Annotated in this window: 22 protein-coding genes; 10 read left to right on the plus strand and 12 right to left on the minus strand. The window is 63.0% G+C overall.

All coding sequences use genetic code 11. The features are described 5' to 3' along the window. The first annotated feature begins 263 nt into the window (after nucleotides 1-263). Nucleotides 264-614, plus strand: coding sequence for a DUF3579 domain-containing protein (locus P3T18_RS28215; protein ID WP_429303247.1), 351 nt, complete (start codon nucleotides 264-266; stop codon nucleotides 612-614). Between the two features lie 167 nt (nucleotides 615-781). Here P3T18_RS28215 and rpsT read toward each other — a convergent pair whose 3' ends face one another. Further along, entirely contained in the window at nucleotides 782-1060 is a 279-nt protein-coding gene (gene rpsT / locus P3T18_RS28220) for a 30S ribosomal protein S20 (protein WP_012434165.1), read from the minus strand. A 399-nt stretch (nucleotides 1061-1459) separates the two neighbouring features. Here rpsT and murJ point away from each other — a divergent pair, with 399 nt between their 5' ends. Together murJ and P3T18_RS28230 are read left to right on the plus strand one after the other, a co-directional pair. After that, nucleotides 1460-3010, plus strand: a complete 1551-nt coding sequence (gene murJ, locus P3T18_RS28225; RefSeq protein ID WP_429303248.1) for a murein biosynthesis integral membrane protein MurJ — start codon at nucleotides 1460-1462, stop codon at nucleotides 3008-3010. A gap of 5 nt (nucleotides 3011-3015) precedes the next feature. After that, a complete protein-coding gene (locus P3T18_RS28230; RefSeq protein WP_429303249.1) occupies nucleotides 3016-3858 on the plus strand; it encodes a SirB1 family protein in 843 nt (280 codons plus the stop codon). A 109-nt stretch (nucleotides 3859-3967) separates the two neighbouring features. On the opposite strand, the gene P3T18_RS28235 is transcribed toward P3T18_RS28230, so the two are convergent. From P3T18_RS28235 to lpxK, 5 genes are all read right to left on the minus strand, one after another. Next, complete coding sequence (locus tag P3T18_RS28235) at nucleotides 3968-4726, minus strand: 3-hydroxyacyl-CoA dehydrogenase (protein ID WP_429303250.1); 759 nt, start codon at nucleotides 4724-4726, stop codon at nucleotides 3968-3970. 179 nt (nucleotides 4727-4905) lie between these two features. Then, entirely contained in the window at nucleotides 4906-5571 is a 666-nt protein-coding gene (gene adk / locus P3T18_RS28240) for an adenylate kinase (RefSeq protein WP_429303251.1), read from the minus strand. Nucleotides 5572-5786: 215 nt separating this feature from the next. Beyond that, on the minus strand, nucleotides 5787-6587 hold the full coding sequence (gene kdsB, locus P3T18_RS28245; RefSeq protein ID WP_429303252.1) for a 3-deoxy-manno-octulosonate cytidylyltransferase: 801 nt from the start codon (nucleotides 6585-6587) through the stop codon (nucleotides 5787-5789). Nucleotides 6588-6774: 187 nt separating this feature from the next. Then, nucleotides 6775-6978: a Trm112 family protein gene (locus P3T18_RS28250; RefSeq protein WP_006050060.1), complete on the minus strand. Its 204-nt coding sequence runs from the start codon at nucleotides 6976-6978 to the stop codon at nucleotides 6775-6777. Further along, entirely contained in the window at nucleotides 6959-7975 is a 1017-nt protein-coding gene (lpxK, locus tag P3T18_RS28255) for a tetraacyldisaccharide 4'-kinase (RefSeq protein WP_429303253.1), read from the minus strand. The genes P3T18_RS28250 and lpxK overlap by 20 nt, the downstream gene beginning before the upstream one ends. Nucleotides 7976-8528: 553 nt before the next feature. Here lpxK and xseA point away from each other — a divergent pair. From xseA to P3T18_RS28275, 4 genes are all read left to right on the plus strand, one after another. Continuing rightward, a complete protein-coding gene (gene xseA / locus P3T18_RS28260) occupies nucleotides 8529-9908 on the plus strand; it encodes an exodeoxyribonuclease VII large subunit (protein WP_429303254.1) in 1380 nt (459 codons plus the stop codon). Nucleotides 9909-10114: 206 nt separating this feature from the next. Continuing rightward, nucleotides 10115-10693 carry a superoxide dismutase [Fe] gene (gene sodB / locus P3T18_RS28265; protein ID WP_132373360.1) on the plus strand — a complete coding sequence of 193 codons (579 nt, stop codon included), beginning with the start codon at nucleotides 10115-10117 and terminating at the stop codon, nucleotides 10691-10693. Between the two features lie 275 nt (nucleotides 10694-10968). After that, complete coding sequence (locus P3T18_RS28270; RefSeq protein WP_429303255.1) at nucleotides 10969-11544, plus strand: glycine zipper family protein; 576 nt, start codon at nucleotides 10969-10971, stop codon at nucleotides 11542-11544. 277 nt (nucleotides 11545-11821) lie between these two features. Then, nucleotides 11822-13594: a pyrrolo-quinoline quinone gene (locus tag P3T18_RS28275; RefSeq protein WP_429303256.1), complete on the plus strand. Its 1773-nt coding sequence runs from the start codon at nucleotides 11822-11824 to the stop codon at nucleotides 13592-13594. A 64-nt stretch (nucleotides 13595-13658) separates the two neighbouring features. Here the strand turns inward: P3T18_RS28275 and P3T18_RS28280 are convergent, their stop codons facing one another. After that, the gene (locus P3T18_RS28280; protein WP_429303257.1) at nucleotides 13659-15146 is read right to left on the minus strand and encodes an NYN domain-containing protein; all 1488 of its coding nucleotides are present in this window, start codon (nucleotides 15144-15146) and stop codon (nucleotides 13659-13661) included. Nucleotides 15147-15316: 170 nt separating this feature from the next. Further along, nucleotides 15317-15964 (minus strand): ATP-dependent Clp endopeptidase proteolytic subunit ClpP, encoded by a 648-nt coding sequence (gene clpP / locus P3T18_RS28285; protein ID WP_429303258.1) that lies wholly within the window; start codon nucleotides 15962-15964, stop codon nucleotides 15317-15319. A gap of 283 nt (nucleotides 15965-16247) precedes the next feature. Here clpP and P3T18_RS28290 point away from each other — a divergent pair, with 283 nt between their 5' ends. Then, nucleotides 16248-17246, plus strand: a complete 999-nt coding sequence (locus P3T18_RS28290; protein ID WP_429303259.1) for a sigma-70 family RNA polymerase sigma factor — start codon at nucleotides 16248-16250, stop codon at nucleotides 17244-17246. Between the two features lie 88 nt (nucleotides 17247-17334). Here the strand turns inward: P3T18_RS28290 and P3T18_RS28295 are convergent, their stop codons facing one another. The 3 genes from P3T18_RS28295 to P3T18_RS28305 all read right to left on the minus strand — a co-directional run bounded on the left by P3T18_RS28295 (nucleotide 17335) and on the right by P3T18_RS28305 (nucleotide 21910). Continuing rightward, entirely contained in the window at nucleotides 17335-18609 is a 1275-nt protein-coding gene (locus P3T18_RS28295; protein WP_429303418.1) for an EAL domain-containing protein, read from the minus strand. 356 nt (nucleotides 18610-18965) lie between these two features. Beyond that, nucleotides 18966-20417: a multidrug transporter subunit MdtD gene (mdtD, locus tag P3T18_RS28300; RefSeq protein WP_429303260.1), complete on the minus strand. Its 1452-nt coding sequence runs from the start codon at nucleotides 20415-20417 to the stop codon at nucleotides 18966-18968. An 80-nt stretch (nucleotides 20418-20497) separates the two neighbouring features. After that, nucleotides 20498-21910, minus strand: coding sequence for a PLP-dependent aminotransferase family protein (locus P3T18_RS28305; protein ID WP_429303261.1), 1413 nt, complete (start codon nucleotides 21908-21910; stop codon nucleotides 20498-20500). 201 nt (nucleotides 21911-22111) lie between these two features. Between P3T18_RS28305 and P3T18_RS28310 the strand changes: the two genes are divergently transcribed. Then, nucleotides 22112-22417, plus strand: coding sequence for a DUF2917 domain-containing protein (locus P3T18_RS28310; RefSeq protein ID WP_429303262.1), 306 nt, complete (start codon nucleotides 22112-22114; stop codon nucleotides 22415-22417). Between the two features lie 44 nt (nucleotides 22418-22461). Here P3T18_RS28310 and P3T18_RS28315 read toward each other — a convergent pair whose 3' ends face one another. Then, complete coding sequence (locus P3T18_RS28315; RefSeq protein WP_429303263.1) at nucleotides 22462-23733, minus strand: citrate/2-methylcitrate synthase; 1272 nt, start codon at nucleotides 23731-23733, stop codon at nucleotides 22462-22464. Between the two features lie 116 nt (nucleotides 23734-23849). On the opposite strand from P3T18_RS28315, the gene P3T18_RS28320 reads away from it, so the two are divergent. After that, complete coding sequence (locus P3T18_RS28320) at nucleotides 23850-25256, plus strand: CoA transferase (RefSeq protein ID WP_429303264.1); 1407 nt, start codon at nucleotides 23850-23852, stop codon at nucleotides 25254-25256. Nucleotides 25257-25292: the final 36 nt, after the last annotated feature.

Raw genomic sequence — 25292 nt, forward strand, 5'->3', positions numbered from 1 at the left:
CCGCTGCGCTATAATCTACGGGTTATCCCAAAGCCCAGCAAGCCGGTATTCCGCTTGCGGAACATGGCTTGCGCACCTTGAATGCATCTTCACGGTGCGCCGTTATGCGAGCGCCGTAAGCGCCGGGGCAGTTCGCATCACCCTCGCGGTTTCGGTGGCGCAGCCTGACATGGGAGCATGATCCACGTGTTCAGGCATCCCAAGGCCCCGTTGCCGTCGACTTTGCCGTCATCCCCGTTGGGCAGTCACACAGGTATTTCTACATGGCCGAAGCAGCTCCAACCGAATTTTTCATTCAGGGTATTACGTCGAGCGGAAAAAGATTTCGACCGAGCGACTGGTCGGAGCGGCTCGCGGGCGTGATGGCGTGTTTCGGTCCCAGTCCGGGTGGCAAGGGGCCGAATGCGTATCTGCAGTACTCGCTGTATGTGCGGCCCACCATGATCGGCGATCTCAAGTGTGTGATTCTCGATTCGCGTTTGCGCGACATCGAGCCGATGGCCTTCGATTTCGTCCTCAACTTCGCGAAAGACAACGACCTCGTCGTCACTGAAGCGTGTGAGTTGCAACTCGAGCACGCTCCGCCGCTGCAAACCAAGCGTCACATCTTGTAGTTCGGAGTTGTCGGGGCGGTTCAGGCCACCAAAGAAAAACCCGCTCGAAGCGGGTTTTTTTGTGACTGCGTCCAGATCCTGTTGATCCAAGCAAAAAAGCCCGCCGAAGCGAGCTTTTCTGATGCAGCGGAAACAGGAGGTAGCCCACCGAAGCGGGCTCGCCGGAATTACTGCGCTGCGGATGCTTGCAGACCCTTGATGGCTGCAGCCAGACGGCTCTTATGGCGAGCTGCCTTGTTCTTGTGAACGATGTTCTTGTCGGCGATGATGTCGATGGTCTTCGACGATGCCTGGAAGATTTCTGCGGCCTTAGCCTTGTCGCCGGCGTCGATCGCCTTGCGGACAGCCTTGATAGCCGTACGGAACTTCGAGCGCAGTGCCGAGTTGTGCGAGTTTGCCTTGGCGGCCTGGCGGGCGCGCTTACGTGCTTGTGCGGAGTTAGCCATGACGGTTCCTTATCCTGTTCCTGTTTCCAGTACCTGACCTTCAAGTGGTGAGGTGCTGCTTTAGATCGAACTCTTGGAAGCGATTGCCCAAGAGCGCAAAAAGTGTCGAAATAATCGATCGAACTACGCGAAGGCGGGCCTGAATTCCGGCTTGTTCGGGGGTGTTTGCAGGTGGCTTGCCGCCAGCCTGAACCGCACCTGAATCCCGTCCGAAAGTTGAGCGAGCTTCGAAACCGGCGATTATAGCAACAAAATCAGGCACGTGGCAACGAGAAATGGGAAATGGCGCCGGCAAGACAGTCGATCTTCGCATCGGATCGAACGTCTGCGCGGCAAATCGGTCCGATTCGCGTCCCGGCTCGTCGTCCGCACTTGCGGCACCCGTATAATAAGCGCCCCATGAATCTATTCCGAGCCCTGCTGACGGTCAGCGGCTTCACGCTGCTGTCGCGCGTGACCGGACTGGCCCGCGAAACGCTGATCGCTCGTGCGTTCGGTGCCAGTCAATTCACTGACGCGTTTTACGTCGCCTTCCGCATTCCCAACCTGCTGCGCCGGATTTCCGCCGAAGGCGCGTTCTCGCAGGCCTTCGTGCCGATTCTCGCCGAGTTCAAGAACCAGCAAGGACACGACGCCACCAAGGCGCTCGTCGACGCCACGTCCACCGTGCTCGCCTGGGCGCTCGCCGTCCTGTCGGTGATCGGCGTGATCGGGGCGTCCGGCGTGGTGTTCATCGTGGCGTCGGGGCTGGCGCACGAAGGACAAGCCTACGCGCTCGCGGTCACCATGACGCGCATCATGTTCCCGTACATCATCTTCATCTCGCTGACGTCGCTCGCGTCCGGCGTGTTGAACACGTACAAGAACTTCTCGCTGCCTGCCTTCGCGCCGGTTCTGCTGAACGTGTCGTTCATCGCGGCGGCCGTGTTCGTCGCGCCGCACCTGCAGACGCCTGTCTACGCGCTGGCGTGGGCGGTGATCGCCGGTGGCGTCCTGCAGTTCATCGTGCAGTTGCCGGGCCTGAAAAAGATCGACATGCTGCCGCGCATCGGTCTGAATCCGCTCAAGGCGCTCGCGCATCGCGGCGTGAAGCGCGTGCTGTCGAAAATGGTGCCGGCCATGTTCGCCGTGTCGGTCGCGCAGATCAGCCTGATCATCAACACGAATATCGCGTCGCGCATTGGGCCGGGCGCGGTTTCGTGGATCAACTACGCCGACCGCCTGATGGAATTCCCGACCGCGCTGCTCGGCGTCGCGCTCGGCACGATCCTGCTGCCGAGCCTCTCGAAGGCTCACGTCGACGCCGATCCGCACGAATATTCGTCGCTGCTCGACTGGGGTCTGCGCGTCACTTTCCTGCTGGCCGCGCCGAGCGCGATTGCGCTGTTCTTTTTCGCCGAGCCGCTCACGGCCACGCTGTTCCACTACGGCAAGTTCGACGCTCACTCGGTGGTGATGGTGGGGCGGGCGCTCGCGGCGTACGGCATCGGGCTGATCGGCCTGATCCTCATCAAGATTCTTGCGCCCGGTTTCTACGCGAAACAGGACATCAAGACGCCCGTGAAGATCGGCATCGGCGTGCTGGTCGTCACGCAGTTGAGCAACTATGTGTTCGTGCCGATCTTCGCGCACGCCGGTCTGACGCTGAGCGTCGGGCTCGGCGCTTGCGTCAACGCGCTGTTGCTGTTCCTCGGCTTGCGCAAGCGGGGCATCTATATGCCGTCGGCAGGCTGGATCAAATTTTTCGTACAGTTGTTCGGCGCGTGTCTCGTGCTGGCGGGTGTCATGCACTGGCTGGCGATCAGTTTCGACTGGATCGGCATGCACGACGCGCCCTTGCAGCGCATCGTATTGCTCGGTGCGTGCCTCGTTCTGTTCGCCGCGCTATATTTCGGTATGCTTTGGCTGATGGGCTTCAAGTACGCGTATTTCAAAAGGCGAGTGAAGTGATCACGATGACGAGAGTTCTCGACTATTTCAGCACGCTCGTCGCCGAAGACGACAGCCTGCCGCTCACCGAAGCAGCGCTCTCGCTCGCGCAGGACGCTTACCCCGACCTCGATCTGCAAGCTACGCTGGCCGAGATCGACGAACTGGTCTTGCGTCTGCAGCGCCGCATGCCGGACGACGCCGACATTCGGCAGAAGGTCGGCATTCTGAACCGGTTCTTCTTCCGCGAACTGGGTTTTGCGAGCAACCTCAACGATTATTACGACCCCGACAACAGCCACCTGAACGCGGTGCTCAAGCGTCGTCGCGGCATTCCGATTTCGCTGGCGGTTCTGTACCTGGAAATGGCCGAGCAGATCGGCGTGCCGGCGCGCGGCGTGTCCTTTCCCGGACACTTCCTGCTGCGCGTCACCACGCCGGACGGCGATGTGATGCTCGATCCCACCAGCGGCCATTCGCTGTCGGAATCGGAAATGGTGGACATGCTGGAACCGTACGTGGCGTCGGCGGGCGATTCCGTCAGCCGTGCGCTGCGTATGCTGCTGCAACCGGCCACGCGGCGCGAAATTATCGCGCGCATGTTGCGCAATCTAAAGTCTACGTATCTTCAGACAGAACGTTGGCAGCGGCTTCTCGCTGTACAGCAGCGGCTCGTCATTTTGCTGCCCGACAGCATCGAAGAAGTGCGCGATCGCGGCTTTGCGTACGCGCGGCTCGACTATCTGCGGCCCGCATTAGAAGATCTGGAACGCTATCTCGGCGATCGTCCGGATGCCGAAGACGCAACGGTGGTGGAGTCGCAATTGCATGAGTTGCGTCAGCGTACCCAGCACGACGACCACGACTGAGCCCACGAAATAGTGCGCTGAAACTGAAAATGAAAACGCCTGCGATGAACTTCACGCAGGCGTTTTTTATTGGCGCGCCCGTACGGAGCGCTGGCAAAGATGCGGCAGGTTACTTCGGCTGCATGCGGATCGCGCCGTCGAGACGGATCACTTCGCCATTGAGCATCGGATTGTCGAAGATCTGCTTGGCCAGCATCGCGTATTCGATGGGTTTGCCGAGACGCGGAGGGAACGGCACCATCGCGCCGAGCGCGTCCTGCACTTCTTGCGGCATGCCGAGCAACATCGGTGTTTCGAAGATGCCGGGCGCAATGGTCATCACGCGAATCGCGTTACGCGACAGGTCGCGCGCGATCGGCAGCGTCATGCCGACCACACCGCCTTTCGATGCCGCGTAAGCCGCCTGGCCGATCTGGCCGTCGTAGGCCGCGACCGACGCCGTGTTGACGATCACGCCGCGCTCGCCGTAGCCGTTCGGCTCGTTCTTCGACATCGCCGCAGCCGCCAGCCGGATCATGTTGAACGTGCCGATCAGATTGATGGAGATGGTGCGCGCGAACGCGTCGAGCGGATGCGGACCGTCTTTGCCGACCGTCTTCACCGCGGGCGCGACGCCCGCGCAATTGACGAGGCCGCGCAAGGTGCCGAGCTTCGTGGCCGCTTCGACTGCCTGCGTGGCGTCGTCTTCGCGGCTAACGTCGCATTTGACGAACACACCGCCGAGTTCTTTCGCCAGCGCTTCGCCCGCGTCCTGATTCAGGTCGGCCAGTACCACCTTGCCGCCGTTCTCCACGAACAGGCGCGCCGTGGCCGCGCCGAGTCCCGATGCACCGCCGGTGATCAGGAATATGTTGTCACGAATCTCCATGTCTTCTCCTTGACTTCAATTCAGGAATGTCTCGATCGAATATCTTTTCGATGATCGATTGTAGCGGCTATGCTGCAATGCGGAAAGGAAGCGAAATCCGGGAGACGTGCATACCGGTCGCGCAATAAAAAACCCGCCGGAAGGGGCGGGTTTTCTGAAGCAGAGCCGAAGCGACGCGCTTACTTCAGCGCATCGAACACACGCGTGCGAATTTCGTCGACGCTGCCCAGTCCCGAAATGCGGCGATATTGCGGCGCCTTCAGCGAAGTCGATGCGTCGCCGCTGGTGGCCCACGTGTTGTAGTACTCGATCAGCGGCTTGGTTTGCGCCTCGTACACTTCCAGACGCTTCTTGACCGTCTCTTCCTTGTCGTCGTCGCGCTGGATCAGCGGTTCGCCCGTCACGTCGTCAACGCCTTCCACTTTCGGCGGATTGAACTTGACGTGGTACGTGCGACCCGACGCTGCGTGCGAGCGGCGGCCGCTCATACGCACGATGATCTCGTCGAACGGCACGTCGATTTCCAGCACGTAATCGATCGCGACGCCGGCCTGCTTCATGGCTTCCGCTTGCGGAATGGTGCGCGGAAAACCGTCGAACAGATAACCGTTCGCGCAATCGGCCTGTTGAAGACGTTCCTTAACCAGGTTGATGATCAGCTCGTCCGTGACCAGTTCGCCCGCGTCCATGAAGCGCTTGGCTTCGATGCCGAGCGGCGTGCCTGCCTTGACGGCCGCGCGCAGCATGTCACCGGTGGAAATTTGCGGAATGCCGAACTTTTCCTTGATGAAGTTTGCCTGAGTGCCCTTACCCGCGCCGGGCGCACCCAAAAGGATCAAACGCATGTGATATCTCCAGATCTATGTGAATTCTTTGGTGGCGCTGCTGCCATCCCGCGATTCGTCGAGGGACCCGCATCGACCGTCGTTTCGAATCTCGCGCTGCTCGTCGATGCCGACGGCGCTGCAAGACGATGACGACGCGACCGGGTGCAAACCCTGACTCCCGCCTGCTAGGGGAGGCGCGCACAACCGTCCGATTATGCCATGGGTTTTTACGCTCAAGACCCGAATAAAGCCTGCACGCGCGCCAGATCGGCGGGTGTGTCGACGCCCGGCAGCGGCGCCTCGTGAGTCACGAGCACGGCGATGCGCTCGCCATGCCACATGGCGCGCAACTGTTCGAGCGCCTCGACCTGTTCGATCGGCGAAATGGCAAGACCCGGATACGAGCGCAGGAATTTCGCGCGATACGCGTACAGCCCGATATGCCGGTAGACCACGGCGGGCGCTGGTGGCGCGGGCATTGCAGGGACGTTGGGCCAATGCGGCTGGTAGGCGTCGCGCGCCCAGGGAATCGGCGCGCGCGAAAAGTACAGCGCGACGCTGCGCGCATCGAGTACGACCTTCACCACGTTCGGATTGAAGATTTCCGCCGGGTCGGTGATCGGATGCGCCGCGGTCGCGATCGCGCAGCCATGGCTCGACGCCAGGTGCGACGCAACGCCGCACACGAGCTTCGGATCGATCAGCGGTTCGTCGCCCTGGACGTTGACCACGATCGTATCGTCGCTCCAGCCGAACTGTGCCGCCACTTCGGCGAGACGGTCCGTGCCCGACGGATGATCGGCGCGAGTCAGCACGGCTTCGAAGCCATGATCGCGCGCCACGTCGAGCACTGCCTGCGAGTCGGACGCGATGAGAACCTGCTGCGCGCCCGATTCGCGCGCGCGCTCGGCGACGCGCACCACCATCGGCTTGCCGCCGATGTCCGCGAGCGGCTTGTTGGGCAGACGCGTCGAAGCGAGCCGGGCCGGCACGACGGCGACGAACGAGGGAGAAGTGGCTTGAGCGTGAGTCATCGGAAGTACGGGCGAAGAACGGGCGGCGACTGAACCCGGAGAGGGCGCTTGCGAAGCCGATGCGAGCGCGGACAGAAAGCTTGAAAGACCGGAGACCGGCTGGAAAACGGGACCGAAAAAACCCGGCCGGCCATCTTCAGCGGATCAGGCGCAGTGAACCAACCGCTGCCGCACCGACCCGGCGAACTCAGGCAACCGAACCCGGATTCAGATCGACCGGCGTGCCTTCCACCGTTTGACGCGCTTCGTCCACGAGCATGACGGGAATGCCGTCGCGAATCGGGTACGCGAGTTTGTCGGCGTTGCAGATCAATTCCTGAGCGGAACGGTCGTAGCTGAGCGGGCCCTTGCAGATCGGGCAGACGAGAATTTCAAGCAGGCGAGCGTCCACGTACTTTCTCCACAACTAATGCAATGAGGCGATGATCGAGCGCGGCTTCGACCGGGACCACCCAGATGCGCGCATCGTGCCAGGACCCTAATTTTACCGCATCCTTTTCCGTAATCAGGATCGCGTCTGCGTCGACATCCGTAAATGGATTGCGCTCGTACGCGTAGTGATCCGGCAACGCGCGGGTAGCGGGCGTGAGACCGGCCGCGCGCAGCGTCGCGAAGAAGCGTTCGGGCGCGCCGATGCCGGCTGCCGCGAGCACGCGGTCGCCGCTGAACTGCGCGAGCGGGCGGCGCAGGCCGGGGTTGTCGAGATGCCAGGCGTCGGCGGGCGCGAGTTTCAGCGCGAAGGTGTTCGGCCAGGCGGGCAGGGTGCGCGCGTAAGGATCGTTGATCAGCGTTGCGTCGCGACGCCGCGATAGCGGCTCGCGCAGCGGTCCGGCGGGCAGCAGGAAGCCATTGCCGCCGAGCCGGTGATCGAACACCACCAGTTCGGCGTCGCGCGCGAGCCGGTAATGCTGCAAGCCGTCGTCGCTGACGATCACGTCGACGTCACGATGCGCGGCGCACAGCGCCTGCGCCGCCGCGACGCGGTCCGGGCACACCCAGATCGGCGCGCCGGTGCGTCGCGCGATCAGCAGCGGTTCGTCGCCGCCGACACTGGCCGCGGAGCCGGGCGTGACCGGCGTCGGCGTTCTGACGCGCGCGCCGTAGCCGCGCGACACGATGCCGGGAGTAAAACCGGCCGCGCGCAAGGCTTCGACTAGCGCAATGACGGTCGGCGTCTTGCCGGTGCCGCCGACGGTCACGTTGCCCACCACCACCACCGGCACACCGACGCGCACGGACTTCATCCAGCCGAGCGCGAACGCCGTGCGGCGGGCGGCGGCAATCGCGCCGAACACGCAGGCGAAAGGCGTGAGCGCCCAGGCAAGCGGGCCGCGTTGCTGCCATTCGCGGGTAAAGCGGGCTTCGATACGGTCGCTGAGTTCACTCATGCGCCGACCGCCGCAACGAGTGGCACGCCAGCAGCGGCGAGGTAAAAAACGTGGGACGCGAAACGCGGGGCAAGCATCAACGCGGTTCTCCGGGCGATCGAAAAGGTGAGGCGAAGCGAGCGGCGCAAGGCGCGGCCGCCGTCGAGCAGTGTGCCGCAACGACGGCGCGCGCGGTGACTTCCGGCGCAGCGTGTAACCCGCCACTCTAGCGCGCACGCGTCGCGCCCGGCAAGTCGCGTGGCTTTGGCAGCCTTCCGCCAGAACAGATCAGACGATTAAAACAAGCTGTGGATAACTTTGTGGAGAACCTGCCTTCCAACGCCCCGAGAGGGCCGTTCGATGCGCTTTCAATCGACAATCGTTCTTTTTAACAAGATATAAACTCCATATAAATCAACGACATGCTTCGAATTTTCGTGGTTTGGCGGACGATCTGGCGGTATTCGTCTAGCGAGTCCCGCCATGTGGACACTTTTAACAATTCCTCTGACGCGCTGGACGCCGATGGCCAGTCGGTCTATCGTCTGTCCGGCCAGTCACAGATATTCCTCGCATGAATCCCGATAGTCCATTTGCTTCGTCGGCCACGGCCGGCGGCGACGTCGTCGTTCCGGTTTCCGCGCTCAATCGCGCGATCGGCACGATGCTCGAGCGCTCGTTTCCTCTCGTCTGGGTGGCCGGGGAAGTGTCCAACTTCACGCGCGCCGCGAGCGGTCACTGGTATTTTTCGATCAAGGACGCGCAAGCGCAGATGCGCTGCGTCATGTTCCGGGGTCGCGCGCAATACGCCGAATTCACGCCGCGCGAAGGCGACCGTATCGAAGTGCGGGCGCTGGTGACGATGTACGAGCCGCGCGGCGAACTGCAACTGAACGTGGAAGCCGTGCGCAGAACCGGGCAGGGCCGTCTTTACGAAGCCTTTCTGCGACTCAAGGCGCAACTCGAAGCCGAAGGCCTGTTCGCCGCCGAGCGCAAGCGGGCCTTGCCGGCTCATCCGCGCGCAATCGGTATCGTGACTTCGTTGCAGGCCGCGGCCTTGCGCGATGTCCTGACCACCTTGTCGCGCCGCGCGCCGCATATTCCCGTGATCGTCTATCCCGCGCCGGTGCAGGGCGTGGGCGTCAGCGCGAAACTCGCTGCCATGGTCGACGCCGCCAACGCGCGGCGTGAAGTGGATGTGTTGATCGTGTGCCGCGGCGGCGGGTCGATCGAAGACCTGTGGGCGTTCAACGAAGAGGTCCTGGCGCGCGCGATCGCGGAGAGCGCTGTGCCGGTCGTCAGCGGGGTGGGTCACGAAACCGATTTCACGATCGCCGACTTTGCCGCCGACGTGCGCGCCCCGACGCCAACAGGTGCCGCCGAACTCGTCAGCCCGCAACGCGTGCTGTTGCTGCGCGAACTCGATCAACGACACGCCACGCTTGCCCGCGGTTTTGACCGCATGATGGAGCGGCGCGCACAGCAACTCGACTGGCTGGCCCGGCGGCTCGTGTCGCCAGCCGAGCGCCTGGCGCGGCAACGCACGCACTTGCAGCAGTTGCACGTGCGACTGGCCTCCGCCGGTGCGCGTCCGGTGCGCGACGCGCGAGCGCGTTTTTCGCTGCTGCAGATGCGCTGGCAGCGGTGGCATCCGGATCTCGCCGCGCATCGCACGAAGCTCGACAATCTGACGCAACGTCTGGACGCAGCACTGTTGCGTCAGCACGAGCGCCAGAGCGCACGAATGGCGAACCTGCATGCGAGGCTCGAAGTGTTGAGTCCGCAGCGCACGCTGGAGCGCGGCTATGCCGCCGTGCTCGACGCGCAAAACGGCCGCGCCGTGCGTTCGCCGTCTGCATTGAAACCGGGCAAGCGTCTGACGGTGCATCTCGCGGACGGCGCCGCGGACATCGCGCTGGCCGACGTGCAAGCGCGTCTGACCGACGGTTTCTGACACTTCACCGACATACTTTGCCGGCCTCGGCCGACCAGGCACGGCGCGTGCGGAACGATTGTTTCGCACGCGCTGCGTAGCGCTTTTGCCATGCCGGACATAAAGTCCGCTCGTTTGCGGGGTTATTCCAACTCGCCTACAATCGAGTGCTCTAAAGCGTTATCCGCAGACTCCCCCACAACAGATACAGATAGAAGGAAAGCACCATGGAACATACGCTCCCGCCGCTGCCGTTCGCGAAAAACGCTCTCGTTCCGAACATGTCGGAAGAGACGCTCGAGTATCACTATGGCAAGCACCACCAGACCTATGTCACCAACCTGAACAATCTGATCAAGGGCACGGAGTTCGAAAACCTGTCGCTCGAAGAAATCGTCAAGAAGGCATCGGGCGGCGTCTTCAACAACGCAGCACAAGTGTGGAATCACACGTTCTTCTGGAATAGCCTGTCGCCGCAAGGTGGCGGTGCACCGACCGGTGCACTGGCAGACGCAATCAACGCCAAGTGGGGTTCTTTCGACAAGTTCAAGGAAGAATTCGCCAAGACCGCAGTCGGCACGTTCGGCTCGGGTTGGGCATGGCTGGTGAAGAAGGCCGACGGTTCGCTCGACCTCGTGTCGACGAGCAACGCTGCAACGCCGCTGACCACCGACGCAAAAGCACTGCTGACGATCGACGTGTGGGAACACGCGTACTACATCGATTACCGCAATGCGCGTCCGAAGTTCGTCGAAGCGTACTGGAACATCGTCAACTGGGAATTCGCGTCGAAGAACTTCGCGTAATTCTCGGCATCACGCAAGCTTGTCGAAAAGCCCTCCTTGGAGGGCTTTTTTGCATCCACGCTCAGGACAGTTCGTGATCCGTAAGATCGTGTCCGATCGAAAGCGCCGTGCCATGTGTTTGTCACAGTTAGTAACGGCGGATACTGCCGTTGCGCGGAAAGCCGTGTGCGTGGGGCGCAATTATTAAGAGAAAAACATCCGGTAACGAAGTCGTAACCAGGTGTCGCGCGGATTGGCCTAACGTTGGGTTCCAATATCAACGAATCAGCGCCAACATGATCTCAAGCATCAACCCCGTTCGGATCGCGATACCTGTCGGCGCCGTGGCGCTGGCGCTACTCGGCGGCTGCGCGGTCATGCCGCCAAGCGGCCCAAGCATCGTCGCACTGCCGCGCGCCGGCGAACCGCTCAATCAGTTCCAGCAGGACGACTACGCCTGTCGCGACTACGCGTTCCATTCCAGCGATGTCGCGGGTGCTTCGCAAGCCGCAACGAACAACAGCGTGAACAGCGCGGCCGTGGGCACGCTCGGCGGCGCGGCCGTCGGCGCATTGATCGGCGCGGCTGCCGGCAATCCCGGCGCTGGCGCGGCGATCGGCGCGGGCAGCGGTTTGCTGCTCGGCGGCGCTGCGGGCGCGAACGGCGCGCAATACTCGGCGAACAGCCTGCAAGGCCGTTACGACGCTGCTTATGCGCAATGCATGACATCGAAAGGCAACACCATTTCGCAGCCGCAAATGCCCGTTTATGCCCCGCAGCCGGTCTATGCGCCGCAGCCGGTTTATGTTGCCCCGCCGCCGCGTTATGTCGCGCCGCCGCCGGTCATGTATGCGCCGTATCCGTATTATTGAGCGAGCCTTTTACCTGTTTTCCTCGCCGGTTCCGCGAAATAAATTCGCTGGATCGGCGTCGCCGTCACGAAGCATTCACATATGGCGGCGAGACGCGAAACGATGGCGGCAAATAACGTTACAAACAGCGTACGTTTAGTTTGCCGCAACAGGATCGAGCGTGTCGCGATCCGGGGGACGCCGTTGGCGAACTCCTCGCATGCGGCGCGACGTGACTTCGTGAAGCGCACGACGTGCGTTGAGAAGAGCGTCGCATCGTTACCAAGGCGAGGCGGATATGCGGATCTCTCAAGGCGGCGCTGGCGCGTCCGGGCAGAGCAAGTGGTCCCGCGTGGGCGAAGCGGTGGCGATTGGCCTGGTCGTATTCTGTTTTGCGTCTTGCGGCGGCGGCTCCGGCGGGGCGTCCGGAACCGTTTCGGGGACGACCTCCGGCAGCGGCAGTGCGAGCGGTTCCGGCTCGGGTTCCGGTTCAGGGTCGGGTGGCACGACCACGGGCACGACCAGCGGCGGCTCAGGTTCGGGCAGCACGACCACGCCGGCCATCGCTTTCGCCACCGACGTTCTGATGCATCACAACGACCTCGGCCGCACCGGGCAGATGCTTGCCGAAACGTCGCTCACGCTCGCCAACGTCAACTCCACGACTTTCGGCAAACTGGCCTTCCTTGCCGCCGACGGCAAAGTCGACGCGCAGCCTCTCTTCGTCACCAGTCTTTCGATAGGCGGCACGCTTCACGACGTGGTCTACGTGGCCACGGAACACAATAGCGTCTACGCCTACGACGCCTCGACCTTCGTGCCCTTGTGGCAAGTTTCCCTGAACGGCAGCGGCGAGACGACGAGCGATCCGCATAGTTGCCAGGACATCATGCCCGAGATCGGCATTACGTCGACGCCGGTGATCGATCGCAATCGCGGCACCAACGGCGTGCTGTACGCGGTAGCGATGACGAAGGACAGCAGCGGCGGCTACCATCACCGGCTGCACGCACTCGATCTGGCGACCGGCGCCGAGGTGCTCGGCGGACCGACCGAGATTGCCGCCACCTTTCCGGGCAATGGCTCGGGCAGCGTGAACGGCGTTCAGACCTTCAATCCCTCCTTACACACCGAACGCGCGGCGCTGACGCTGGTCAACGGCAACATCTACATGGGCTGGACCGCGCATTGCATGTCGGGCGCATACACGGGCTGGCTGATGGCCTACAGCGCGGACACGCTGAAGCAGACCAGCGTGCTCAATATCACGCCCAATGGCAGCCAGGGCTCCATCTGGATGGCGGGTTCGGGCATGGCCTCGGACGGCACGTCGCTCTACGTGGTCGACGGTAACGGCACGTTCGGCACGACGCTGAACGCGCAAGGTTTTCCTGTCGACGGCGACTTCGGCAATTCGCTGATGAAGCTTTCGACCGGCAACCTCCAGGTGACCGACTACTTCGCGATGTACAACGTCGTGCAGGAAGCTAACGTGGACGGCGACTTCGGCTCGGGCGGCGTCATGCTGCTGCCCGATCAGACAACGGCGAGCGGTACGGTCAAGCATCTGGCCGTTGCCGCCGGTAAAGACAACCTCATCTACGTGGTCGATCGCGATTCGATGGGCAAATTCAACCCGACTTCCAACAACAACTGGCAGGTGCTGACCGGCACGCTGGCAGGCGGCATCTGGGGATCGCCGGCTTACTTCAACGGCACGGTCTACTACGGCGGTATCAACGACAACCTGAAGGCGCTACCGGTGACGTCGGCGATGTTCGCCACCACCGCCGCGAGCAAGAGCCCGACCACCTTCGTCTATCCGGGCGCGACGCCGGCCGTCTCGGCCAACGGTACGAGCAACGGCATTGTCTGGGCTGCCGAAAACGGCACGGTCGGCGCCTTGCACGCGTATGACGCGAGCAATCTGTCCCGCGAGCTTTACAACAGCAACCAGGCTGGCACGCGCGATCAATGGGGCGCGGGCAACAAGTTCATCACGCCGATGATCGCGCGCGGCAAGGTCTATGTTGGCGCGACCAATGGCGTCGCGGTCTTCGGACTGCGGTAAACACATCGTCCTGCGTTTCCGGATCGAGCCGACCTGGCCGATCCGGAAACACCAGGCATCAGGCTTACTCGGTCTCACCCGAGGCGGCCGCTGGGCTTGCCTTGCGCGGACGACGGCTTCTCGGTGCGGCCTTGCGCGCAGCTTTCTTCGCAGCAGCAGGCGCGCCTTCCTCGCTGACAGACGCCGATGACCCTTCGGCTGGCGCAGCGATGTCGGGAGCGTCATCAGCCGTTCGCGGCGTCGACTTTTTCACCTTGTTGGCTTTTTTCGCGGCCGTCTTACGTGGTGTGCGAGCCTTGCTGCGCTTGGACGGTTTATCGTTCGCCTCGTTGGGCTGCTCGTCGTTCACGACGGCCGGCTCGACGGTACGCTCGACTTCCCGCGTGACCGTCGGCTCCGCGAAGACCGTTTCCGGTTCGGCCCAGTCCGGGTCAGGTTGCGCAAAAACGTGTTCCTGGACGTCGTGGGTCCACGTTTGTTCTTCATTGCCGTGAAGCTGGGCTTGAACAGTCTGCTCCGGCGCCGCGCGTTCTTCCGCCGCCGGCTCCTGCTGGCCGCGACCCGGTTTGCGATTGCCACGTCCGCGGTTGCGACGCGATTCATGCTTGCCACCCGATTCCGCGATGACCGTCTCGGCAACTTGCGCCTCGTAGGTCTGTTCCGCCGATTCGGACGCGTCGATCCGCTCGTTCGCGCTTTCGCTCGCTACGTTCGCGCCGGTGCTCCGGTACACGTACGCACCGGACTTCTCGTCGCGACCGAACTCCAGCAGACCGCGAGCCTGCGCTTCTTCCAGCAGATTGCCGAAAGCGCGGAAGCCGTAGTACGTCTCGTTGAAATCCGGCTTACGGCGCTTGATGGCGTTCTTCAGCACTGACGCCCAGATCTTGCCGCTATCGCCGCGCTCGGAGGCGAGGGCGTCGAACGTTTGCACGGCAATCTCTACCGCCTTGGTACGACGTTTTTCGAGGTCTTCCTTGTTGCGCGATTTCTCTTCGTCCGGCGTGCGTTTGGCGGCAGGCTGCGCGTTCTGCTGCGGACGCGCAGCTTCGCGTTTGGCAACCGTGCGCTGGCTCTCGCGCACCAGGTCGTCGTAAAAGAAAAACTCGTCGCAATTCGCGATCAGGAGATCGGACGTGGATTGCTGCACGCCGACACCGATCACCTGCTTGGCGTTTTCTCGCAGCTTCGACACGAGCGGCGAGAAATCCGAGTCGCCGCTGATGATCACGAACGTGTTGACGTGCGATTTCGTGTAACAGAGGTCGAGCGCGTCGACCACGAGCCGGATGTCGGCCGAATTCTTGCCCGATTGGCGCACGTGCGGAATTTCGATCAATTCGAAATTGGCCTCGTGCATCGCGCCTTTGAAACTCTTGTAGCGATCCCAGTCGCAATACGCCTTTTTCACGACGATGCTGCCTTTGAGCAGCAATCTTTCGAGGACGAGTTTGATATCGAACTTGTCGTACTTCGCATCGCGCACACCGAGCGCAACGTTCTCGAAGTCGCAAAATAGCGCCATGCTGACAGTTTCGTTGGATGACGCCATGGTTATCTCCATTGAAGCGATCGTCGGACTCGACGAATCGCGACCATGATAGCGATTCCTGCGAAGCGGATCAGCTTTTGTGCCTTCGGCGTATTTTTCGGCGCGCTGGCTCAACCGACGGATCGACCGACGGATCGGGCAAACGGCCAAGGTTGCTGCGGTGTGGGCCGCTACATATCGTTGTGCCGTGTGAGCCCTCCGAGCGCCGTGCGTGTTTCCAGCACTTCGTCAACGAGCCCATAGTCTTTCGCGGCCTGGGCGGACATGAAGTTGTCACGGTCGGTGTCGCGCTCGATTTCCTCGACCGTGCGGCCGGTGCGTTCCGCCATCATGGCATTGAGCCTTCCACGCAGATAGATGACCTCTTTTGCCTGTATCTCGACGTCCGCGGCCGTGCCCTGACTGCCGCCCGAGGGTTGGTGGATCATGATGCGCGCGTTCGGCAGTGCGTAGCGTTTGCCGCGCTGGCCTGCCGTGAGCAGAAACGTGCCCATGCTCGCCGCGAATCCCGTGCACAAGGTCGACACCTCCGGTTTGATGAACTGCATGGTGTCGTAGATTGCGAGGCCGTCGTACACGGAGCCGCCCGGCGAATTGATATAGAAAGAAATGTCTTTGTCGGGATTCTCCGACTCCAGAAACAGCAATTGCGCAACGATCAAACTGGCAGACTGGTCATTGACCGGGCCGACCAGAAACACGATACGTTCGCGCAGCAAGCGGGAGTAAATATCGTAGGCGCGCTCGCCGCGGCCGGATTGTTCGATCACGGTGGGCACGAGCCCGAGGGCCGTGACTGACGGATAGGAGAGGCGCATATTTTTCCTTTGAGCCAAAGGGTTGCTGAAATTTCCGGCCCATCGCGCATGTTCAGAGTCGACATGCCGTTGCGCCGTTTTCATCCCTTATGACGTCGGCAAAGGCGGTTGCGTGACACGAATATTTTTTTCGCAAGCTGTCACATCGTCGGGCCCTGATGCGTCAAACGAACAAGATGCCCGGCTCGCGCAAATTGAATGCGCAGGCGCATACTGAGCTTACCGGCGTACGAGCTTTTTTAAGCTTTGCGCCTTTCACCACGCAAGAACTGGAGGACCACGCATGCGGGAACAAGGAAACAACAAGGCATCCAGTTTCGAGGGCGTGCGCGCCCGGCTGCTTGCACTCGCGTACCGCATGCTCGGTAGCCGCGCAGAAGCAGAAGACGTGGTGCAGGACGTCTGGCTCAAGTGGCATTTCGCCGACACCGCCGCGGTACAGACCCCGGTGGCGTGGCTCACCACACTCACCACTCGCACGGCGATAGACCGCCTGCGGCACGTTCAGCGCGAACGCGCGTCGCAGGCTTCGGGCTGGCTGCCGGAGCCGTGGGTGGACGAGGTCGCACCGTCGGCGGAAGAGGTGGCGTTGCGGGCGGCCGACATGTCTTACGGCGTCATGCTGCTGCTCGAACGGCTCAAACCAGACGAACGCGCGGCATTCGTGCTGCACGAGGCTTTCGATTGCGATTACGCGGAAATTGCGGCAATCCTCGAACGCACACCGGCGGCATGCCGGCAGATCGTGCATCGGGCCAAAGGGCGTCTGCAGCGGGCGGGTGCGCCATTGGAGCGCCCGGACCCCGCTGTCCACGCGCGGATCGTAGAACGACTTCGCACGGCGCTGGAGGAGCAGGATCGCGCTGGTTTGCTCAGGCTGTTCAGCGACACGCCGCAAATCGTCAGCGACGCACCGGTAGCGGCGCAGGCGGCCACGTCTGCCGGCTGGGTGGAAGCGGTCACCTCGCTTGCGGAGCAGGTGAGTTATGTGGAGGTGGTGTCCGTCGAGGGAGCAAAGTGCGTCGCTTTGCTCTGCGAAGGTTCGGTGGTCGGGGTGATCGACGTGTCCACAGACGAAGCTGCGAGAATCGTGCAGTTGCGGGCCGTCACCAATGCAGCCAGTCTGCGTGCAACCAATCGTGCGGTCGGTCGCGCGGCGGTCACGCAGTTGCTGGAGCGAATTCAGCGGAATTCCGGTTCCGTCGCCGCCATGACTTGCGTCGCTACTACAGCTGCCGCACCTGCCACTGTTGCGCTCGGGCAGTTGGCGGTCATGGTCTGATCCATGCGGGTCGAGCGCGCTGATTCACACGGCTGGCACGGTAGCGCCAAGCGCGTGGTCAATACGCTCAGGCTGCGTCCGCGAATCCTCAGCTACGATGCGCCGCAACTTCCCAGTTGATGTCCACGCAGAGCACCTGGGTGCCGTGCGGCGTGTGAGCGGCGATCGAGGCCGTTACACAAAGGTGTGCTTCGTTAATCGAGAGATAGGGCGGCGTGAGATGGACCTGGCCCGGCACGCGCATCGCCTGGATGAAATAGGGCCGTCGTTCCCAGCTTGCGCCTTCGGAATGCAGCAGCGGGCGGAAGCGTTTTGCGCGCTGCGAGGCTCGGCCGGGTGGGAGCACGTTGTCGCCGATCTGGCGGCCTGAACCGTCGAGCACGAAGCAACGAGCGGTTTCGCCGAGCGTAAGCAAGGGCGCGGTTGCCTGCGAAACCGATTCACCGGCAACGAGTTGTGCCGCTGCGGTTTCCAACGCTTTGACGTACGGTGCGAGGCGGGTCGATTGTGCGCGCTCACGTGTTGCTACGCGTTCACGCAGCGCGGCGGAGAGCGAGTCCATCAGGCTGGCTGCAACTTGCGGCTTCACCGGATCGACGCTCGGGCCTGCGAAGAATGCGCCCTGGACAAAGTCCACGTTGCATTCGAGGGCGATCAGCGCATCGCGTTCGGTGGTGAGTCCGCCCATCAGCACGAGCTGACCGGATTCGTGCAGCAGCGAAACTAGGCCTGGCAGCACGCGTTCAATGTGGGAATGCTCGCTCGCTTGCGCAAGGATGCAGCGGTCGAGCGTCACGATGTCGGGCCGCAGGTTCCACACGCGGTCGATGTTCGAGTGCTTGGCGCCGAAGCCGTCCAGCGCGATCAGGAAGCCTGATTTACGCAGCGCGTCGATGATCTCGGCAAAACGGGTGGTCTCGCCGCCGGCCTGCTCGGACACCTCGAGCACCACGCGTTGCGGCGGCAGGCCGAGGGCTTTGAGGCCGGCGAGCAGTGCGTCACCGTAACTGGTGTCCATCAGCGCGGCGGGGTGCAGGCTGAGGAAAAGCCATTCGTCGTGGCTGTCGAATGCGTTGAAGTTGCCGAGGTGCAGTGATTCGGCAAGCCGGCCGAGTTCGAGAAGATCGCCGCGTCGTGCTGCTTGCGTGAATACTTCGTGCGAAGGCACTTGCTGGCCGTGTTCGTCGCGCGCGCGCAGCGAGGCGTGGTAGCCGATCGCGCGCCGGTGCGACACGGAAAAAACGGGCTGAAACACGCTGAACACGGTGTACCCGCCGTACAGAACGGTGCGCCGTGAGCCTTCGTCGCCAGCCATCGGGCGAGGCGGCTGGAAGCCGGGAGGATCGAGTTCGATCATGCTCATCATGTCAGTCGTGTGAATGTGTCAGCGCGTTGCCAGTGCCACCTGCCTGAACACCTGTCAGGCAAGAACGTAAGCGGCAAGAATTTCGCACGCGCAAAACGTCAGTTTACAGGATAGGCGAGCAAGAACTATGCGCGAGCGAAAAGCTCGGCCCGAGGCATCGTTGTGACCGAAGTTAAGACGATTGTGCGCCAGCGAGGGATTGCACGTGAAGATTCGCACTTTGCTGGTGCGGTTCGCGCCCCGTCGCGGGTCGGCAAAATCGCGCGGCACTCGTGCGCCAGTCGTGCGGCGTATGAGTTCGACCCAAGGCGTCGAGCGTGTTTCGACACGGCAAGCCGTGTCGAAAACCAGGCTCAAGTCCGCTCCGACGGATCGGTCTTTTTCGCCGGCGTGCGAATGTCGGGCGACAACTGCGCAAAGATCCATGACGAGCCCGCCGTGATGATGCCGACACACAGGAACGTGGCATGAAACGCAGGCAACGAGTTGGCTGCGGTTACGCGCGGCAGCAAACCGGTGAAGGTGGCGAGCAGGGCGCCCGCTACTGTCACGCCGAGGCTCATCGAAAGCATTTGCACGAGCGAAAACAGGCTATTGCCGCTGCTTGCGCCGCCCGTGCCGAGGTCTTTGAGCGTCAGCGTGTTCATTGCGGTGAACTGCATCGAATTTACGCCGCCGAAAAATGCCAGTTGCACGAGGCGCAGCCACAGCGGTTGGCTCGCACTGGTCAGCGCGAAGCTTGCCATGGTCAGTCCAACCAGCACGGTATTGACGATCAGCACGCTGCGGTAGCTGTACTTGATGATGAGTTTGGTGACGAGCCGTTTGGCCGCCATGCCCGCGGCCGCAACGGGCAACATCATCATGCCGGCTTCGAAGGCGCTATAGCCGAGACTCACCTGCAATAGCAGAGGAATCAGATAAGGCATCGCGCCGCTGCCGATCCGTGCGAACAGGTTGCCGAGCAGTCCCACGCTGAAAGTGTGAATCTTGAACAGGTCGAGGGAAAAAATCGGTGAGGGCTCGCGTACGGCGTGCAGCGCGTAGGCAACGAAACACGCGAGACTCAGGATCAGCAGCACGAGCACGGTGGCGTGCTGAATGCCGAATTCGGTGCGGCCGTCCAGTGCGAATGAAATGGCCACCATGCCGAAAATCAGCAGCAGATAACCTTTGATGTCGAACTTGCCGGTGTGCTCGTTGCGGCTGTCCGGCATGAAGATAAACGTCGCAATGCAGCCGATGATGCCCACCGGCACGTTGATCAGGAAGATCCAATGCCATGACGCGATCTTGACGAGCCAGCCGCCGAGCGTCGGCCCGATCAGCGGTCCGATCAAACCGGGAATCGCCACGAACGAAAGTGCCGGCAAATAGCGCTCGGCCGGGAAAGTACGCAACACCGCGAGCCGTCCGACCGGCAACAGCATCGCCCCGCCCACGCCTTGCACGATGCGGTAGACCACCAATTGATTCAAGGTGTGCGCATTCGCGCAGAGCAGCGACCCGATGGAAAACACGAGAATCGCGCTCAGAAACACGCGACGTGTGCCGAGCTTGTCCGCAAGCCAGCCGGAGACGGGAATCGCCACGGCCATGGTCAGCGAATAGGCAATGACCACTGATTGCATCCGCAACGGCAGTTCGCCGAGGCTCGTCGCCATTGCCGGCAGCGCCGTGTTGACGATGGTCGAGTCCAGGGTTTGCATGAAGAAACCGGTGGCCACGATCCACAGCATCACGGTCAGCGAGCGTGCCGAAGGAGTCGCGGGGGCTGAAGCGGGCAGGGTCGGCGGTGTGGACATGAAGGGCGGCAGGGCGCGCGAGGAGGGGATGAGGAGTCGCTATTCTATGGAAAAGCAGGCGGCGGCGCAGTGGGTCGGGCTCAACCCGGCAGCGCCGCGGCCGCATGGAAAAAGGCTAGCGCGCGTGGATCGTTGCCGAACGCCGTGTGAATCCTGATATACGGACTGACTTCCATGTTCGGCCGGAAATAGCTGCCCGGCACGACCGTGACGCCGAGTGGCGCGCCACATTCCACCAGCCTCTCGGCGTTGTCGACATGCGGCACGCGCGCCCAGACGAACTTGCCGCCAACCGATTTCTCGAACAATTCCCAGCCAGCATCTTCGAGCGTCTGAATGGTCGAGCCCAGCGCGTCGCGCATGCGGCGGCGCAGCCGTTCGAGATACTTGCGGTAAGCGCCGCGTTCGAGCAAGGACACGGCCACCGCCTCGGCAAAGCGCGAGCCGCCGATGCTCGTCAGCATCTTGATGTCCACCAGATCCTTGATGATCGCGTGGCTCGCCACCACGCAGCCAATCCGCAGCGACGAGGACAGCGTCTTCGACAAGCCGCCCACGTAAATCACGTGTTCGAGCTGGTCGAGCGTGGCGAGGCGGTCGGTGATATCCGTCTGAAAGTCCGCGTAGATGTCGTCCTCGATGATCGAGAAGTTGTGTTCGCGCGCCAGTTGCAGCAGCCGGAACGCAATCTGCGGCGCGACCGTCGTGCCGGTCGGGTTATGGAAAACGGTATTGATGAACAGTAGCTTCGGCCGATGCAACTTCAACTGCGCCTGCATGACGTCGAGGTCGGGGCCGGTGCGGGTGCGTGGAATGCCGATCAGATTCACGCCGTGCAGCTTCAGCAGGCCGTTCAGGTTGTAGTAGCCGGGATCTTCCACGAAGATCGTGTCGCCTGCCTTGAGCATGTAGCGCAGGAGCAGATCGAACGCCTGGCTCGCACCGTTGGTGATGAGGATCTGCGAAGGGTCGGCCTGAATGCCCAACTGGCCGATGCGCGCCTGCAAGTGCTCACGCAAGGTCAGATTGCCGAGCGGCGTGGCGTAGTCGACCATGCTCGCGGGATCGGTGCGCGACACGTGGCGGATCGCCTGCGCGATGCTGTCGGTGTCGCGCCAGGGCTCCGGAATGAAGCCGCTGCCGAGCTTGAGCGTTTCACCGGGATGGTTGAACTGCTGGAGCAGATGGTCGGACTCACCCTCGGCGCGGCGCGGATCGGACGTGCCGTTCGAGTGCGTGCCGGTCGGCTGACGGTCGGCCACGTAGAAGCCCGAGCCGTGCCGCGAGTCCACGTAACCGAGCGAGACCAGCCGGTCGTAGGCTTCGATCACGGGGAAGCGGCTAACGCCGTAATCGGCGGCGAACTGACGGATCGACGGCAGCTTCGAGCCGGGGTGCGCAATACGCGTGCGAATCCAGCCCGTCACGCCGGCCACGATCTGCTCGGTGAGCGGCACGCCGTTGTCCCGATCGAGTTGCATTTCCAGTTTCATACGGTGCTTTCCTTCACCGGACACCTGCTGCAGCGCTGTTTCTCCAGTGCGAGATTTGCACGCCCCAATACGACGGTCGCCAACTGTCCGGTTTTTCGACTGAACAGTTCCGATGGAACTGTTCGGAACTGTGCATGGGACTTCGATGATCACACGCCAATAATGAGATCAACAGGGAAAGTTCTTTGAAGGAGAACAGCGATGCGTGAAGTCCGTATTTTCGAATTGGAACATGGCGAGCCTGCCGCGGCCTGGCGTGTCGCGCGTCCGTCGATCTTCAAGGTGATCTCGGGTGAAATCTGGCTGACCATCGAAGGCGACAGCGAAGATCATTGGCTCGCAACCGGCGAGTCGATCGAACTGCCGCGCCGTGCCGTGGCCTGGGTCAGCGCCGGTCAGTCGGGCGCGCGCTTCGCGCTGGCGAGCGGCTCGGAGCAGCGGGTGGCGCGGCCGACGCGCGGCCTGCCGGTGTTCAGCTGGCTGCCGCGCTGGCTCGGCGCGGCTTAATGGCATGACTCAATGGTGTGACGTCATCGCTCGACGTCGCAGTCTCAAGGCGCGTCGCGCCCGTTGCCCGCACTAACGTGGTTACCGGCCGCTTCGTAGTCGCCGATATAGCGTGCGCGCGGGCGGATCAGTCTGCCGTCGCGCGCCTGTTCCATGGCGTGCGCAATCCAGCCGACCACGCGCCCCGCCGCAAACAGCGTGAAGGCGGCGCCGGCCGGCAAAGCCAGTACGCGTTCGATCGACGCCAGCGCGAAGTCGACAGTTGGCTCGGCGCCCGTGGTGTCGCGCACGGCGCGCGCGAGCGCCTGCACGTCGCCGAGCGGCGAGCGGCTCGGCGCACAGTCGGCCAGCATGTCCATCAGCAGACGCGCGCGCGGGTCGCCTTCCGGATAGAGCGGATGACCGAATCCCGACAGCACCGGACCGTAGGGCCCGTGTTCGTGCCGCGCAAGGCGGTTGGCCAGATAGTGATCGAGGTCGGGCGCGCGTGAGGCTTCGTCGAGCAAGGCTGCAATGCGCGCGGTTTCGCCGCCGTGTCGCGGTCCCGCCAACGCGGCCAGACCGCCCGCTACCGCGCCGAACAGATGAGTGCCGGTCGACGTGATGCAGCGCACCGTGAACGTCGACGCATTCAGCTCGTGATCCGCGCAGGCCACCAGCGCCGCGCGCAGCAACGCAGCCTGCTGACGGTTGCGCACCTGCCATGCGGAAGCGAGTTGCCGGTGCAACGGATCGTTCGACGGCGCCGCGGAGATCAGCGCGGCCGCGAGCAGCCGCGTCACCGCACAGGCGTTGTCGAGTTGCGCGTCGCGGCCGAGCGCCCAGACGCGCGGCAACTGCGCGGCGGCAGCCGGCAGGAGGACCAGCGCGCGATCGAGCGGCGTGCTGTCGCTCCACAACTTGAGCCACGCCGACCATTGCGCCGCGGCCAGCGGCAGCGCGGGCGCCTCCGCGATACGCCTTGCGTCGCATTCCCACAGCAATGCGGCCACCTCTTCCAGCGACGCCGTGCGCGCCAGTTCCATGGCGTCGTGTCCGCGATACAGCAGCCGTCCGTCGGCAACTAGCGTGATCGACGATTCCAGCACCGGCACGCCCCAGTCCAACACCTTCTGCGCCACCTTGCCGGCGCGTTTGCCGTCTTCCTTGCGCCGGGCGAGCCGGCGCACTTCGGCGGCGTCGTAGACGCGGTGCCTGCCTTGCGCATCCGGCGACGAGCCGAGCATGCCCCGGCTCACGTACGCATATAACGTGGACACGCTGATGCCGAGCGTCGCGGCGGCCTCGCTGGCGGTGAGGGATTTCGAGGTCGGCATGGAAGTGGGCAAAAGCAGAAGAAATCAATATATATTGATTATCATAATCAAGATTGATTGATGCAAGGCGTGATTCTAGACTCGGTTCACTTTCTTCCTGTTTCGACGTGAACGCCATGACTCCCGAACTCGCCCTGAAACATATCTGGACCCTCGCCGGTTGCGACCCGACCGCGCTCAGATCGGTGTCGCTGACCGGTCACGATCCCGGCCTGCCGTCGGTCTATCCGGTCGGCACGCTGGCGTCGGCCACGATCGCCGCGTCCGCACTCGCAGCGGCCGAATACTTCCGGTTGCGCACGGGGCGTCGGCAGAGTGTCGAGGTGGAGATGCGCCGCGCATTGGCGTCGTTTCGCAGCGAGCGTTACCTGCGCATCGACAACGGGCCGCCGCCCGCGCTGCGCGATCCGGTCATGGGCTTTTACGCCACACGCGACGGGCGCTGGATTCAGTTGCACACCAACTTTCCTCACCATCTCCAGGGTGTGTTGAACGTGCTCGGCTGCGCCAACGATCGCGCGGCCGTGGCCGACGCCATTCGCCAGTGGGACGGCGCGACGCTCGACCAGACGCTCGCCGACGCCGGTCTATGCGCAGCACTGATCCGTACGCCCGAAGAGTGGGCTGCGCAGGAACAGGCAAAGGCGATCGCGGCGTTGCCGCTGTTCGAGATCGAGCGCATCGGCGACGCACCGGCGGAAGCGCCGCCGCCGTCAGCGGCGCGAGACGACGGTGCGCCGAGGCCGCTGGGCGGCGTGCGCGTGCTGGATTTGTCGCGCATCATCGCGGGGCCGGTAGGCGGACGGGCGCTCGCGCAGCACGGCGCCGACGTGCTGATGATCAACGGGCCGCATCTGCCCAATATCGCGCCGCTCGTCATCGATAACAGCCGCGGCAAACGCTCCGCCGTGGTCGACCTGCGCGATGCCGTGGGACGCGAAACGTTGCAAGGCCTCGCGCGCGACACCGATGTGTTTCTGCAGGCGTATCGTCCGGGCGCGCTGGCGGCGCACGGGTTCGGACCGGCCGAACTGGCGCGACTGCGGCCGGGGATCGTCTATGTCTCGGTGTGTGCATACAGCCATGAGGGACCGTGGGCGCAGCGTCGCGGTTTCGATAGTCTCGTGCAGTCCGCAAGCGGGATTGCTCATACCGAGCGCGAGGCCGCCGGATGGGACGAGCCGAAGCATCTGCCGTGTCAGGCGCTCGATCACGCCACCGGATACCTTGCGGCTTTCGGCGCGATGGCGGCGCTGGCGCGACGGGCCACCGAGGGCGGCTCCTGGCATGTGAAGGTGTCGCTGGCGCAGACGGGGCGCTGGTTGCAGTCGTTCGGGACGATGGCGGATGGCTGGCGAGCCGACGATGTGTCGATCGACGACATCAAGGACTGTCTGAGCGAGGTCGATTCCGAATTTGGCCGCGTGACGGCGGTGCAGCCTGCCGAGGTGCTGTCCGAGACGCCCGCGTTCTTTGCGCTGCCGCCTTCGAAAATCGGCGCGCACGAGGCGCGCTGGGTTTAACGAGAGTAACCAGCGGGCCCAACCAGCGCGCGCGCC

Source organism: Paraburkholderia sp. GAS199 (assembly GCF_050436585.1).
In the GTDB taxonomy this organism is placed as follows: domain Bacteria; phylum Pseudomonadota; class Gammaproteobacteria; order Burkholderiales; family Burkholderiaceae; genus Paraburkholderia.